This is a genomic window from Streptomyces lincolnensis (assembly GCF_001685355.1).
In the GTDB taxonomy this organism is placed as follows: Bacteria; Actinomycetota; Actinomycetes; order Streptomycetales; family Streptomycetaceae; genus Streptomyces; species Streptomyces lincolnensis.
Genome location: NZ_CP016438.1, coordinates 7314912 through 7328897 on the forward strand (window position 1 = coordinate 7314912; position 13986 = coordinate 7328897).

12 protein-coding genes are annotated in these 13986 nt (G+C 67.7%); 9 read left to right on the forward strand and 3 right to left on the reverse strand.

What is annotated here, in order from left to right; translation table 11 throughout:
• Window positions 1–97 precede the first annotated feature (97 nt).
• The gene (locus SLINC_RS32625; RefSeq protein ID WP_067440709.1) at window positions 98–709 is read left to right on the forward strand and encodes a hypothetical protein; all 612 of its coding nucleotides are present in this window, start codon (window positions 98–100) and stop codon (window positions 707–709) included.
• A 75-nt stretch (window positions 710–784) separates the two neighbouring features.
• Here SLINC_RS32625 and SLINC_RS32630 read toward each other — a convergent pair whose 3' ends face one another.
• A complete protein-coding gene (locus SLINC_RS32630; RefSeq protein WP_067440712.1) occupies window positions 785–1129 on the reverse strand; it encodes a DUF4333 domain-containing protein in 345 nt (114 codons plus the stop codon).
• 399 nt (window positions 1130–1528) lie between these two features.
• Between SLINC_RS32630 and SLINC_RS32635 the strand changes: the two genes are divergently transcribed.
• From SLINC_RS32635 to SLINC_RS32645, 3 genes are read left to right on the forward strand one after another with little or no spacing between them, the layout of a single operon-like run.
• Window positions 1529–1831 carry a hypothetical protein gene (locus tag SLINC_RS32635; protein ID WP_067440715.1) on the forward strand — a complete coding sequence of 101 codons (303 nt, stop codon included), beginning with the start codon at window positions 1529–1531 and terminating at the stop codon, window positions 1829–1831.
• 25 nt (window positions 1832–1856) lie between these two features.
• Window positions 1857–3149 (forward strand): putative T7SS-secreted protein, encoded by a 1293-nt coding sequence (locus tag SLINC_RS32640; protein WP_067440718.1) that lies wholly within the window; start codon window positions 1857–1859, stop codon window positions 3147–3149.
• 35 nt (window positions 3150–3184) lie between these two features.
• Window positions 3185–3700, forward strand: a complete 516-nt coding sequence (locus tag SLINC_RS32645; protein WP_182449227.1) for a hypothetical protein — start codon at window positions 3185–3187, stop codon at window positions 3698–3700.
• A 110-nt stretch (window positions 3701–3810) separates the two neighbouring features.
• Here the strand turns inward: SLINC_RS32645 and SLINC_RS32650 are convergent, their stop codons facing one another.
• The gene (locus tag SLINC_RS32650) at window positions 3811–4527 is read right to left on the reverse strand and encodes a hypothetical protein (RefSeq protein WP_067440721.1); all 717 of its coding nucleotides are present in this window, start codon (window positions 4525–4527) and stop codon (window positions 3811–3813) included.
• Window positions 4528–5149: 622 nt separating this feature from the next.
• Between SLINC_RS32650 and SLINC_RS32655 the strand changes: the two genes are divergently transcribed.
• The 5 genes from SLINC_RS32655 (at window position 5150) to SLINC_RS32675 (ending at window position 9559) form a co-directional block, all read left to right on the forward strand.
• The gene (locus SLINC_RS32655; RefSeq protein WP_067440724.1) at window positions 5150–5602 is read left to right on the forward strand and encodes a hypothetical protein; all 453 of its coding nucleotides are present in this window, start codon (window positions 5150–5152) and stop codon (window positions 5600–5602) included.
• Complete coding sequence (locus tag SLINC_RS32660) at window positions 5599–7365, forward strand: hypothetical protein (protein ID WP_067440727.1); 1767 nt, start codon at window positions 5599–5601, stop codon at window positions 7363–7365. Before SLINC_RS32655 ends, SLINC_RS32660 begins: the two co-directional genes overlap by 4 nt.
• 99 nt (window positions 7366–7464) lie before the next feature.
• Entirely contained in the window at window positions 7465–8694 is a 1230-nt protein-coding gene (locus SLINC_RS32665; RefSeq protein ID WP_225988298.1) for a S8 family serine peptidase, read from the forward strand.
• A 134-nt stretch (window positions 8695–8828) separates the two neighbouring features.
• Window positions 8829–9179: a WXG100 family type VII secretion target gene (locus SLINC_RS32670; protein ID WP_067440730.1), complete on the forward strand. Its 351-nt coding sequence runs from the start codon at window positions 8829–8831 to the stop codon at window positions 9177–9179.
• A gap of 80 nt (window positions 9180–9259) precedes the next feature.
• Window positions 9260–9559 carry a WXG100 family type VII secretion target gene (locus SLINC_RS32675; protein ID WP_067440733.1) on the forward strand — a complete coding sequence of 100 codons (300 nt, stop codon included), beginning with the start codon at window positions 9260–9262 and terminating at the stop codon, window positions 9557–9559.
• Between the two features lie 288 nt (window positions 9560–9847).
• On the opposite strand, the gene eccCa is transcribed toward SLINC_RS32675, so the two are convergent.
• Window positions 9848–13822, reverse strand: a complete 3975-nt coding sequence (gene eccCa / locus SLINC_RS32680; RefSeq protein ID WP_067440736.1) for a type VII secretion protein EccCa — start codon at window positions 13820–13822, stop codon at window positions 9848–9850.
• Window positions 13823–13986: the final 164 nt, after the last annotated feature.

A 13986-nucleotide genomic window follows, 5' to 3' on the forward strand; every position in this document is an offset into this window, starting at 1 on the left:
TGACGGTGGCGGGTGCAGGTGGCCGGGCAGCGGCCATGACGGGCGCGGGCGGGCGCGGCGTACGGAGTCGACCGCGGACGCCGGTGGGCCGACGGGCATGCTGACCGAGCTGAACATCCTGCTCCTGGGCCTTTCGGCCGTTCTCCTCGGCGTGGCCTGCATCAAGGCCGACCGGGTACGCGCGTGGCGAGCCGGCATCAACCCCTCGGCCACGGAACTGCCCGACTCCGCCTTCACGGTGGCCCGGACACTCCTCGTGGTCATGGCCGCCTTGGGCGTTTTCACGGCCGTCCAGGGCTTCGGCGTCTCCGACGACTCACAGTGGAGCGACGACGAGCTGACCAGCGCCGTCCAGGGCGCCACGGCCTCCCTGGACGGCAGCTTCACCTACGGCGACCCGCTCGAGGACGCCTCCGCCGACTTCGACGGCGACGCCTACGCGACGACGCTCGAGGACGAGATCGTCGAACACGGCGGCAAAGACGCGCCCGGCTTCGGGGTGGACGCGGCACTCTCCGCCACGACGGGCTCCGACGGGGCCTCCTTCCTCGTCACCGCCGACGGAGCGAGCGAGAGCCACTGCGTCGTCGTCCGGCGCGCTCACTCGGGAAACGTGGAAACCGTGGCGCCGGGGCTGTCCGGCGACGCGGCGAGAGTGGTGCAGCCGAAGTACACCTTCGCGGTGTCGAACCGGGCGGGAACATGCTGACGCCCGCCTGACGGCTGCCGGGGCACGGTGATGTGCACTCCGGGGCCGGGGCGGGCGCCTGCGCGGTGACTTCGGTCAGTTCGGGGCCGGGGAAGCCGTGTCGTCGGCCTTGATGTCGAAGTTGATCTTGTCTCCGTCGACGGACTTGACGGTCACCGTCACGCCCAGGGTGCTGCCGTCGCCCGCCGTCAGCTTGCACCGGGTGGTGGTGCCGACCTTCCCCTCCAGGTCCTCCGGGCAGCTGATGTCCGGCTTCGGCTGGCCGGTCGTCGCCGCGAGCTGCTCGGAGACCTCCGTCGCCAGCTTGTCCGCGGACAGCTTCTTCTCCACGTCGGCCGAGGCCGAGCAGCCGACGAGCAGCGCCCCGACGGCTACGGCCGAGAGGCTCCAAGTTGCTGCGGACAAACGGGCCGAGGCCATGAGGGCTCCATTCCTGGTGTTCAAGACAACCTGGTGATCAAGACAAGAAGACGCCGGAAGCATACTGGGCGGAACTGCTGGGGGCATATCGCCGAAGAGCCTTCATGGGGCCTCCATTTCTCCCGCGAAAAATCTTCACCGGTAATTTCTGGTGCCTCATGGAATGGTGCGGCGCCGCATTTTTTCGGGGCGGTATTTCCCGGCCGGGTGGTGAGTGGCGGGCCATGCCGGTCCGTGGATCCCGACCATCCGGCGCACCCTCCTGGGTAGTTGAGTTGCAGGAGTCGTGAGGGGCCGGTGAGATCGTCCGGGGAGGCGCGATCTTGCTGCTAGCGTGAGACGCCTTTCAGCCAACGCGTTGCGTGTGTGCGCTGAGCGAACGAGAAGGGGGATCTCGCCGTGGGCGATCTCGGAGTGGGCCCAGAGGTCCTCAAGAAGGGCGCTTCGGACATTCTGCAATGTCTCACGCCGGTCGAGAAGGTCGAGTTGAAGGACGCGGCCGGCCAGGCCGGCGCACTCGGGGACCAGTCGGCCGTCGATGCGCTGACGGCGTTCTGCTCCACGTGGGAACTGGGCGCCGGCTTCCTCGCCGACTGCGCGGCGACCCTGGCGGAGGGGCTGAACTCGGCCAACAACGACTTCACCGCGACGGACCAGGCGATCCGTGACGCGGCGAATTCGGTCAAGACGGACTTGAGTTAGTTTCAGAAACGGGGGATCCGTATCCATGGGAGCCGCTCTGGGGTCGACCACCGACCCCAAGGAACTCATCCCGGGCGACGCCAAGAAAATGGGTGAGCTCGTCACCACCTTCAACGGCTGGTCGAAAAAGTTCGACGGAGTCGGCGACGGCCTGCGTGACCTGAAGATCTCGGGTTGGACCGGCAAGGCCAGCGATGCCTTTTGGCCCGTCCTGTCCAAGGAGAAGGGCAACTGGTATCTCGCCGCCGACGCGATGTCGGGGGCGGCCTCGGCCATCTCCTCGTACTCCTCCACCCTGACCTGGGCGCAGCAGCAGGCCGCGACGGCGATCGAGCAGTGGAAGTCCGGCGATCACGAGGCCGCGGAAGCGACGCTGAAGGCCGCGCACGCGCAGCTGGACCCCGAGGCCAAGGCCTTGGCCAAGAAGCTCGACAACCTCTCCGGAGGCGCTTCCGACGCTCCTGGCTGGCTCGTCGACGCCCGGCAGTACGTCGACACCCAGAAGTGGATCGCTGATCACAACGCCGGCAAGACCAGTCAGACCCGGTGGGTGAAGGAGCAGCAGAAGTTCCTCGGCGGCGACGACGGCCGCTGGAACAAGAACAAGGAGTGGGGCAAGGACGAGAACGGCAACTGGTTCGTCAAGGACAAGCCCGCACAGGGTGCGGACGGGGAGGACCCGGCCGCGCCCGGCAACAAGACCAACACCACCGTCAAGATCGCCGAGTGGACGGGCGGTGCCAGCGCCTGGTCGGACGGCGTCTCCAAAGAGGGGACGGTGGGCGGTGTCGGGTTGAAGGGCAACGTGGGCGCGTCCGCGCTGGGAGTGGACGGAACCGTCGGCGCGAGCATCGCGAACGGACGCCTGCAGGCCGGCGCGCAAGGCAGCGCCTATCTGGCACAGGCCACCGCGAAGGGCAGCGCCGAGTGGGGCGTCGCCGCCGCCCAGGCCGAGGGCAAGGCCTTCGTGGGTGCCGAAGCCGGGGCCAACCTCGGTGTCGGCAAGGACGGTCTGCACGCCGGTGCGGAGGCGTTCGCCGGAGCCAAGGCCACCGGATCGGTCTCCGCCGACGTCGCCGGCGTCGGTGCCGGTGTCAGCGGCGAGGCATGGGCGGGCGTGGGCGCCTCCGCCAACGCCGACCTGGGCATGAAGGACGGCAAGTTCACCATCGGCGGCGAACTCGGCGTCGGCCTGGGCGTCGGCGGCAAGGTCGGTTTCGACGTCACCGTCGATCCCGGCAAGGTGGTCGACTCGCTCGGCGGCGCGGCCGACGCGGTGGGAGACGCCTGGGACGACTCGGTCGGCAGCTGGTTCTAGTCTGAGCTGACGCTCATCAAGGAAGTGGATTCACGATGGCCACCACGTTGCCGGTCAAGATCTCGTTCTCACTGCCGGACGGCTGGCAAGCCGCGCCGCCGGACGAGGTGGGAGCACCCGGCGCCGCGTTCGTCGCGCTCCACCCCCTCTCCATCGACGAGGGGTTCACGGCGAACATCACCATCTCAGGGCGCATGCGCAACGACAGCGCCACCATGTGGGACATCGCCGGCGAGTCGGTACAGCGGCTCGCGGAGGCGGGAACCGTGGAGATCGTCAAGAAGTCCGAAGTGGGGACCCCGGACATCCCGGGCCTGACGGACTCACCCGGCGTCGTCCAGAACCTCCGCCTCTCCACCACGCTGCGGGGCGAACCCCTGGAGCTGCTCCAGAGCCAGGTGTACCTGGGCATGGAGGACGTCAAGAACCCGGCGAAGCGCGCCGTCGTAGAGCTCGTCCTCACCGCGAAGCCGACCCAACTCGGCGATGTGATCGAGGACTTCCAGGCGTTTCTCCGGACGGTACGCCCGGCGGAGGACACCCCCGCCTGACGGACTCCCGAACAACGAGAAAGTGCCCCTTGGTACGCCGGTGATTTCAGCACCGGGACAAGGGGCACTTTGCTTGGCTCAGTAGCTCAGTAGCTCAGTAGCTCAGTAGCTCAGGCCGCGGTCCAAGCCTGGGCCGGAATCCGCTCCAGCACATCGCACAGGTAGTTCAACCGCTCGTCGACAGCCTGGGGAGACAACGTGCCGGTGTACCACGTGAACAGGTCGTCGCCACGCAACGCGACCGGCGAATCCTCCGCGCGCGGATCCGAGAGGAGGAAGGGCACCAGGCCACCACTGAGGAGATCCCTCACAGCGGCCTCGTCCCTGGTGGCGATGGAGAATTTCTGATCGAATTCCGGTTCACCGAGCTGGATCTTCGTCCGCCGGTCCATCAGCGCATCCAGCCTGCCCGGACGGTAGATCTCCACCTTCGGCCCCGACCCGGGCGCCTTGACGAAGAAGACCGATTCGACGATGAGCTGCTTGCGCTCCGCGACCTCGCCGCCCGACATGGGGTTGTTGTACCGGTACTCGAAGTAGATGAACGGGCGGCCGCGAAACTCCCCCGTGGTGTAGTGAAAGGCGCTCAGATTCTCGCCGGACCGCGGAAACGGGCCCACGCCGCAATACTGGTCGATCTGCCCCTGCGTGTGCGCCGTGTAGGTCCACCCACGCTCCGGAGCGAGCCGCCGAAGCTGGGCATACTCATCCCTGACCTGCTCCGTCTGCTTCCGCCCACGTCTGGACACCACGAAGACGATCGCGAACATCCCCACGATGAAAGCGACGAGAAGCACCTTCACCAGAGTCCCTACCAGTTGCTCCATGGCCCCAGATTATGGCCGACGCGAGTGACGCGGTGAACCGGCCCAGGACAGGCGGACAGCGCTGCGCTTCGAGATACGCGGAACGTGAAGATTCGCAGGATTTCGCGTGCGGATTTCACGCCTGCTGCCAGGGATCCAGCAAATCGAGGCCGGAAGAAGCCCCGCGCAGAGCCGCAGGCACGGCGTATTTCTTCAGCCGAACACGTGAACCTGAAAACCCGTCAGCCTGTCCTGGCCGGAGTGGTCGGCTCCGACCGCACGGCCGGGGAGTGGGGATGCCCCAGGGATGCGATCCATGCCTGTAGAAGTTTGATGAAGATCGCAAGCGGAGGGATGTGACCGCTTGCCGCAACGCCGATGATGGAGCAGGCGCCCCTTGCGTGCGCCATGCCGAACGACGGCGCGCGTGTTCGCAGTGAACCGGCAAGTCGGGCAAAGCTCGCGATCCGGCTCGGTCTCGTAACCGAGTTAACACACACCTCTGTTGGCCCCGTTGTACAGGTTGACTACAGTGGTAAAAGCGTTGTGAGGCGCGGCTCGCTTTGCGATCGTACGGCGGGTGGTTGGTCGGCCGCGGGCTGGTCGTGGCCGATGAACGTACGGGGAAACGGGGAGGAACGTCGTGCTTCCAGCAGACATGACGGGGGGCGTGTCGGCGACCAGGGCAGCGAACCTGGAGGCCAGCGGTGAGGCGCTGGCGCAGTTCGTGAAGCGGGTGGACGCGGTACTTCGCGATCTTGAGGCATCGGGTGGAAACCCGACGAAGGTGAGTGCCCAGACGATCAAGCCGACGTCGCTGAGTACGGGTGGGTCGAACGGCGTCTTCCCTGAGGCGCACAACCTGTTCTTGCAGTACGAGCGGGTGCATCAGGAGCTCACGTCTCTGTCCAAGACTCTGCATCTGCAGATCGAGGCGACCACCATCGCTGTCCAGGGCGCACACCGCGGGTTCGACAACCTCGAAGAGGAACAGCGCCGGCGGTTTGCGGAAATCCAGGCGGAGGTCAGGGAGATCCAGGACGCGAAGGACGGCAAGCAGCGGACTGGCGGCGGCACCGAAGGGTCGTGGAAATGACCGGCAATCAGCACGAGGCGGACCTCGACCGCGTCGAAGGGCAGAACTCCGTCACGGACTTTGTTCGCGGCGTCGAGGACGGCCCGCAAGGCGGCCTTTTCAATCGCATGATTCGCTCGGCCGTCGGCGCCACCGTGTTCGGTCAGGCGGTCGGGCGGCGCACGGACTTCGCCGACCATGACCTTGATCTCAACAAGATGCTTGACCTTGTCGATCAGACGGACCCGGAAGATCTCGAATCCTCGGGCAAGGCGTTGTGGGACGCCCGTGACGCCATCAAGTCAGCGGCCGACGAACTCGACGGCCACATCGACAAGGTCCACTGGGTCGGCGAATCGGGCGACGCCTTCCGTACGTGGGGCGGCGAGCTTGTCGCCAACACGCATTTGCTGAGTGACTTCGCCGGATCGGCGGGTGACCAGATCACAGCTGCCGCCGTGGGTCTCGCCTCCGTGCGCGGTGCCATGCCGTCACGCGATACGAACCCGAGCCGAAAGCGACCTACTCAGTTCACAGAGGCCGAGAAGGTGGCCGACAAGGAACAGTACGCCGCTGCCGTAAAGGTGGAGAAGGACCGCCAAGAGGCGATCAACCAGATGAATCGTCTGGCGTCCTACTACGCGGTGTCGGAAGAAGTGCTGGCAGCCTTGCCCGCCAAGGACAAGACGCCGAAGTTCACGAACATGCCCGACGTAGGGGTTCCGCAGCCGGCGAAGGTCTATCGCGCCGAACCCTCGGGGTCTGGCACGAGCTACCGTGAGAGCACCGGATCCGTGCCTGTCGGGGAAAACCACTCGACGGTGACCGACGAGGCCGCCAGGCGCGGTACAAGCGACAGCCCGAGGGACACCACAGGCAAGATCCCACCCCTCGACGAACCTGTCCGTACGAATATCGACAGCGTCAACACGCTGCTTCCGACGACGAATCAGGTGACCGGTCCCACGCCTCCAGCGATGGGCACCCCCGTCCCCAACGGGGGCCAACCCCACATGTACGAGGGTGGTCTCGGGACTCCGATGCCCAATGCTGCCGCCCAGGGGCGGAACGTGGGTGGAACCAATGGTCTCCGTACCCCGGCGTCCGCTCAGGGGCGTCCCAACGCGCCGGGTCTGACCAACCAGGGCTCCGGTCGCACCCCGGGGCAGGGGCCCATGAACCAGATGGGGCGCGCCACGTCGACAGGTCAGTCGGTCGGCAAGAGCCCTGTCTCCGGATCGCAGTCGTCCCAGATGGGGCGTGGTATCAGCGGCGGAACCCCGCGAGCCGGCGGTACGGCGACGCCGCGGACGAACACCGCTCCGACGACCGGCGCCGGTCGGTCCAATGGAGTCGTCGGAGGCCGCCCTGCCACCGGTGACGCTTCGGCGAAGGGCGGCGGCTCGAGGATTCCTCGTGGCACGGTCGTCGGTGGTGAGGGGGCGTCCACCTCCCGGTCCGTGACCGGTCGACCCGGTCAGCGTGGTGTCTTCGGCACTCCTGACCCGACTGCGCGGCCCGGTTCCGGGGCGGCCGCGGCTCGCCCCGGTACGGGAGGCTCCGATGCTGTGACCGGTCGGGCGACCGGACGTAACTCCGCTGCCGGCGCCGAGCGCAATGGAATGACGCGCGGCGGCGCCGGTCTTGCCCGCGGTGCCGGCCACAACGGCAAGCCTGATGACGACGACACGCAGGCGACGCCGCGCCCCGATTACGTGGTCGAAGACCCAGAGACTCACTTGCCCAACCAGCCCCGGCGCGATGTGCCGCCGGTCGTCAACTGAGCACGAGCGAGGACACGGAACACGATGAAGTCAGGGACCAGCCGACGAGTCGAGCAGGCCACGTTCCACAGAGCGCGCTTCGGCAGACGAGCGCGCGCTGTGGGCGCGGTCGTCGGCGCCCTGGCGGCTACGACTGCCGGCTTCGCGCCCCACGCCGCTGCTGCTGACGCGCAGTCGAAGCAGTGGTACCTGGCGGCCATGCAGGCCGATCAGATGTGGAAGGCGAGCACGGGGAAGGGCATCAAGATCGCTGTCATCGACAGCGGCGTCAATGCGAGTACCTCGTCACTCAAGGGACAGGTCCTCACCGACGAAGTCCCCAAGTCGGTCGCCTACCGCGTCACGGACGATTACAACGGCCATGGAACGACCATGGCCGAACTGATCGCGGGAACGGGTGCAGGGGGCGGACTGAAGGGGCTGGCCCCTGGGGCCAAGATCGTGCCGTACCGCGTCGAGTTCGACGATCTGAAGGGCGGGGCGGACGAGAAGCAGAAGACACCCGACCCTGTTGATGCGATCAGGGCGGCAGCCGACAGTGACGCGCAGATCATCAACATGTCTTTCGGTTCGATGGGACCGAGTTCCAAGGAAGAGGCGGCTATTGAATACGCCGCCTCGAAGGGCAAGCTACTGATCGCCGCTGTCGGCAACGACGGCGAGAAAAGTGGGAAGATCGGTTACCCGGCGGCCTTCCCCTATGTCCTTGGTGTGGCATCCGCCGACAAGTCCGCCAGTGTCTCGAAGTTCTCCTCGAACGGAAACTACGTTGATTTCGCGGCCCCCGGACAGGGTTTCCCGGGATGGTGCGACGCCACCTTCCGTTCGTACTGCGACAACATGAACGGCACGAGTTCGGCGGCCGCAGTCGCTTCGGCCTCTGCCGCCCTGATCTGGTCCGTCCACCCCGACTGGACGGTCAACCAGGTGACGCGGTCGCTGATTGACACGGCCGGCAGAAGCTGGCCCGCGGACGAGCCGAGCAAGTACCTCGGTTACGGCACCATTCGGCCGTACAAGGTGCTTGAGGACCCCGACTTCGATGCGGGGGCGGCACATGTCGACCCGCTCGGGAAGGACAACGGCGGGGATCTCCTCGCGAACTCCGCGGCGGCCGGCTCGTCTTCGTCGTCCTCTGCCTCCCCTTCTGCATCAGGCGCGTCACAAGCACCGGAAAAGGGTTCTACCGGTGGAACCTCTGCGGCAGGATCAACCGCGGAATCGTCCAGTGACAACAACACCCTCTGGATCGCGCTGGGGGCAGCTGCTGCGGTCATGGTGATCGGTGGCGCCGGAGCGGCCTTCATGCGGGCGCGCCGCGCCAGGTGACAGCCTTCAACCATCCAAGCCCTGTGCTCCTCGGATAGGGCGTGCAGTACGTGTTCACCGCCGTGAAGCAACAAGCACAACGGTGAGCCGAAACAACCAAAGCAACAACAGACCCAGGAAAGGCAGGGCTGACCATGGCAAGCGGGCAGCAGAAGCTCGAAGATGCCGCAGTAGTCCAGCTTCAGAAGCAGATGTTCGAGAAGTACGAGGGCATCCGGAAGCGCGTGCACAACCTTCAGGGCGTCATCGACGGCCTTGAGGGCCAGTGGCAGGGAATCGGCCGCGCCGCCTTCGACAAGAAGCAGGCCGAGATCAACCAGTCGCTCCAGAACATCGGCAACATCCTCAGCGATGTCATCGAGGCGATGACCCAGACGCGCAACATCAAGGACAGCAAGGAAGACGAGGTCCGCGCGGCGGTCAACAAGATCGACATCCAGGACGGCGCTTCCACCGTCCCGCCGTCCTCCCTCAGCTCCTACTGAGCCGAGCGGGCAGACAGACTGCGCCGGGCAGCCGGCTCCGGCACCCACCACGCACACTCAGCGAGACGAGGTAAGAGGGAATGGCGAACAACGCCGACGGACTGCAAGTCACTTATGACGGTCTCGACTTCGCGGCCACGAAGATCGGTAACGAGGCGAGCACGCTGGAGCAGGACCTCCAGGAGCTCAAGAAGCTGGTCGTGAGCAGCCTCCAGTACTGGGAGGGCGAGGCTCAGGGCACCTTCAACGAGAAGCTGCACCGCTGGGACAAGGAAGCCAACGACATCCACCAGGCGCTCACGGGCATCGGCCACGTCGTCGCGACGTCCGGCGGTACCTACATGCAGGGTGACAAGAAGGCCGCCAGCTACTTCCAGTAGGCCGAGCGGTACAGAAGCAATTCCGGGGTGGGCGCGCGCGGGAGGCGCCCACCCCGTTGCTGTGCCCGCACGAAGACGCCTACCGCGCAGGCCTCGGCCATGAGGCGCGGTGGCGCGGTGGCGCAGTGCGGTCGAGGCGGGTGACCACGGTCCTTGCCTGCTCACTGTCCGGCTCGGGACCCGGCCCACCGCCCCCAACCCGCCAGAGCCGTCGCCTGCGACAACACGAAAACAGGGGCCCCGCCCGCCCAAGCGGTCAAGGCCCCTGTCCCTCAGGTCAGTCGGACGTCACACCTGCCCGTCCTCCACCAACCCCACCTGAATCAACGGCTTCCCCCGCTTGCGGGAGACGAACACGCCCCGCCCCGCGGGCATCGGCCGCGGCCGGACGTTGCCCAGCAGGTCGCCCTCGTTGGGGTCGCCCGCCAGGACGACACCCTGCGCGCCGAGCTCCTTGATGCGCTGCATGAAGGACTCGTAGCCGGAGCGGCCCGCGCCCGCGCTGGAGCGGGCGAGGATGAAGCGGACGCCGACGTCGCGGGCGAAGGGGAGCAGCTCCGTCAGCCCCGCCAGCGGGTTGCCGCTGGAGGTGGAGACGAGGTCGTAGTCGTCGATGATCACGTACACCGTCGGGCCGCGCCACCAGCTGCGGTCGCGCAGTTGCTCCGGGGTGACGTCCGCCGTGGGGGTGCGGCGCTCCATCAGGTCCTTGAGCGCGTCCATGTGGTGCTGCATCTGGTTGGACATGGGGATGTACTCCGCCAGGTGGGAGGTGGGAGTCACCCCCAGCAGCGAACGGCGGTTGTCGATCACGAACATCTTGCAGCTGTTGCCGTCGTAGCGCTCGGTGAGGCGCTTGATGAGCAGCTTCAGCAGGTTCGACTTGCCGGACTCGCTCTCGCCGAAGATGAGGAAGAACGGGTCCTGCTCGAAGTCGACGAACACCGGCTCGAGGTTGTCCTCGTCGAGGCCGAAGGAGATGCCCCGGTTCGGGAAGCGGTCGCCCGGGGGCAGCGAGGCCGCCGGGAACTCGCGCGGCAGCAGGCGCACTTCGGGGGCGCCGGGCTGCTGCCAGTGCCGGGCGACCTCGGAGGCCAGAGCCTGCGTCGCCTCCGCCAGGTCCGTGTCGGAGGACAGACCGTCGATGCGCGGGACCGCCGCCATGAAGTGCTGCTTCTGCGGGGTCTGGCCGCGGCCGGGCACGCCCGTCGGCACGTTGGCGGCCACCTTGCGGTCGAACTCGGAGTCCATCGGGTCACCGAGCCGCAGCTCCAGGCGGTTCATCAGGTGGTCCTTGAGGTTCGCGCGCACCTCCATGGAGCGCGACGCGGTGAGGATCACGTGGATGCCGTACCCCAGGCCGCGCGCCGCGATGTCCAGGACCAGCGGCTCCAACGCCTCGTAGTCCGTACGGAAGTTGCCCCAGCCGTCGATGAGCAGGAAGACGTCGCCCCAGGGCTGGTCGGTCACCGAGATGTCGCCCCGCGCGCGGCGCGAGCGGAACTCGGCGATCGAGGAGATGCCCGCGGTGCGGAAGTACTCCTCGCGGCGGGTCAGCACGCCGTAGACCTCGGCCATCGTGCGCCGGACCTTCTCGGGGTCCAGGCGCGAGGCCACACCGCCGACGTGCGGCAGGCCGGCCACCGAGGACAGACCGCCACCACCGAAGTCCAGGCCGTAGAACTGCACTTCGTGCGGGGTGTGGGTGAGGGCGAACGACGCGACCATCGAGCGCAGCAGCGTCGACTTGCCGGACTGCGGACCACCGAGGATCTGCATGTGACCGGCGGCGCCGCCGAAGTCCGTCCACAGCGGGTCACGGCGCTGCTCGTACGGCTTGTCGACGAGACCGACCGGGATGACGAGCCGGCCCGCGCCCTCGTAGCCCGGCTGGGTCATGCCGCGGCCCTGGACCGGAGCGAGACCGGGCAGCAGCGAGTCCAGCGACGGCGGGCTGTCCAGCGGGGGCAGCCACACCTGGTGGGCGGCCGGGCCCTGCGCCTCCAGGCGCCGCACGATGACGTCCAGCACGGTGTCGGCGAGCGCGTCGTCCTGCCGTACCTCGGGCTCCTCCTCGCGCTGCTGGGGCATCTGCACGTACTGCACGGGAACCTCGGCGGCCGTGAACAGCACGGGACGGCGGTCGACGGGGAGCGGCCCGCCGAGCGTGGCGGTCTGCTGGGACCCCGTGCGGTAGACGCCGGAGACGTACGCCGCCTTGAAGCGCACCATCTCCTCGGTGCCGAACTTCAGGATGCCGGAACCCGGCACGTTCGGAAGTTCGTAGGCGTCCGGGACACCGATCGCGGCGCGCGACTCGGCGGCCGAGAAGGTCCGCAGACCGATCCGGTACGACAGGTAGGTCTCCAGGCCCCTGAGCCGGCCCTCCTCCAGACGCTGCGAGGCGAGCAGCAGGTGCACGCCCAGCGAACGGCCGATACGGCCGATCTGGACGAACATCTCGATGAAGTCGGGCTTCGCCGTCAGCAACTCGCTGAACTCGTCGATCACCAGGACCAGGGACGGGATCGGCTGGAGCGGGGCACCCGCCGCGCGCGCCTTCTCGTAGTCGTGGATGTTGGCGTAGTTGCCCGCGTCGCGGAGCATCTCCTGGCGGCGGTTGAGCTCACCGCGGATCGAGTCACCCATACGGTCGACGAGGGTGAGGTCGTCCGCGAGGTTGGTGATCACGGCCGCCACGTGCGGCATCTGCGCCATACCGGCGAAGGTGGCACCACCCTTGAAGTCCGCGAGGACGAAGTTCAGCGTCTCGGAGGAGTGCGTCACCGCCAGACCGAGCACCAGCGTGCGCAGCAGCTCCGACTTACCGGAACCGGTGGCACCGACACACAGACCGTGCGGGCCCATGCCCTCCTGCGCGGCCTCCTTGAGGTCGAGCATGACGGGCCGGCCGTCCTCGCCGAGACCGATCGGCACCCGCAGGCGCTCCGACTGCGACCGCGGCCGCCAGGTGCGCCGCGGGTCGACCGAGCCGGCGTCGCCCAGGTTCAGCAGGTCCGTGAAGTCCAGGTTGGCGAGCAGCGGCTCGTCGTCGTCCCCGCCGAGGCCCATGCGCAGCGGCGCCAGCTGCCGGGCGAGCGCATCGGCGGCCTCGTACGACAGGACGTCCGGCGTCCCCTCGTAGACCATGCCGTGCGCCGACTCCAGGCTCAGCTGCGTCGGGTGGACGACGACCGACAGGTCACCGCGCCCGTAGGTGAGCTCTCCGGGGACGACCTCCAGGACCGTCACGCCCTGCATGCCCTCGGGACTGGCCAGCAGGGAGGTGGGCGGCAGGGAGACGCCGTCCAGGACGATCACCACGTGCGGCTGCTCGGGGACCGGCGGAGCGCCGGGGTGGAAACGCGGGCGGCCCTGGAGGCGGCCGGCGAGGCGCTCCTCCAGCTCCAGCGGGTCGGTCGTGATCAGGCGCAGGCTGCCCGCGCCGTCCGTCTGGCCCGGCGTCTGCACGTGCGGCAGCCACTTGGCCCACTCCCACTCGGGGATCGACTCACGCCCGGTGGCGACCGCGATGACCAGGTCGTCCGGGGAGTGCAGCGAGGCCAGCGAGGCGGTGACCGCACGGGCGGTGCCGCGCACCGTGCCCGGCTCACCGCTGATCGTCACGTGGTAGAAGGCCCGCAGCGAGACCGCCATCGGCAGATCGTCGAGGGTGCTGTGCGTCGCCAGGAAGCGCTGCATGGCGCCCGCCGTCAGCGGCTCCAGTTCCTCGACCGGCGCCGTCTCCGGCGGCACCAGGGGAGTGGCCAGGGCCTGCGCGCCGAGACCGACGCGCACCTGCCCGAAGTCCTCGTCACCGGCGCGCCGCTCCCACACCCGGCTGCCCTCGGCGACCAGTGCCCACAGTTGCTCCGGCGAAGGGTGCAGGTAGTACTGCACGTCGCGCTGCACCTTGGCGGTGCCCATCGCCTGACGCCGGGTCTGCGACAGGTAACGCAGGTAGTCGCGGCGGATGTCGGCCAGCTGCCCCTGGTTGCCGCGGCGGTAACGCACCAGCATCGCGATGCCCATGGCGATCGTGGACGCCACCATCACCATGCCCATGATCTTCATGAAGGGCTGGGCCTGCGGATTGAAGAAGAACACCACGGAACCGCCCATGCCGAGCATGGGCAGGAGCTGCATCAGCGCGCCCTCCTGCTGTCCGCGCGGAAGCTCCGGCGGAGGCTGCAGGACGACTTCGTCCGTGGGCACTTCCTTCGGCAGCGCCCGCGGCGGGCGCTTGACGACGATGTGGCTCACTACGCACCAATTCCCTTGCCGGACCGAGATTTTTCGTCCGCCGCCCCGTGTCGGGCGGACGTCGATCGCGAAGCGTGATCCTACTGACAACCACTGACACCGGCGGGCGGTAGGGTGCCGGTGAGACGCGTGAGCAGTTGCGAATCGTGCCGGGAAAACCGGGC

Coding starts and splice junctions, on each gene's coding strand:
- SLINC_RS32625 (WP_067440709.1), top strand. CDS start 98: ATGCTGACCGAGCTGAACATCCTGCTCCTGGGCCTTTCGGCCGTTCTC.
- SLINC_RS32630 (WP_067440712.1), bottom strand. CDS start 1,129: ATGGCCTCGGCCCGTTTGTCCGCAGCAACTTGGAGCCTCTCGGCCGTA.
- SLINC_RS32640 (WP_067440718.1), top strand. CDS start 1,857: ATGGGAGCCGCTCTGGGGTCGACCACCGACCCCAAGGAACTCATCCCG.
- SLINC_RS32645 (WP_182449227.1), top strand. CDS start 3,185: ATGGCCACCACGTTGCCGGTCAAGATCTCGTTCTCACTGCCGGACGGC.
- SLINC_RS32650 (WP_067440721.1), bottom strand. CDS start 4,527: ATGGAGCAACTGGTAGGGACTCTGGTGAAGGTGCTTCTCGTCGCTTTC.
- SLINC_RS32660 (WP_067440727.1), top strand. CDS start 5,599: ATGACCGGCAATCAGCACGAGGCGGACCTCGACCGCGTCGAAGGGCAG.
- SLINC_RS32670 (WP_067440730.1), top strand. CDS start 8,829: ATGGCAAGCGGGCAGCAGAAGCTCGAAGATGCCGCAGTAGTCCAGCTT.
- SLINC_RS32675 (WP_067440733.1), top strand. CDS start 9,260: ATGGCGAACAACGCCGACGGACTGCAAGTCACTTATGACGGTCTCGAC.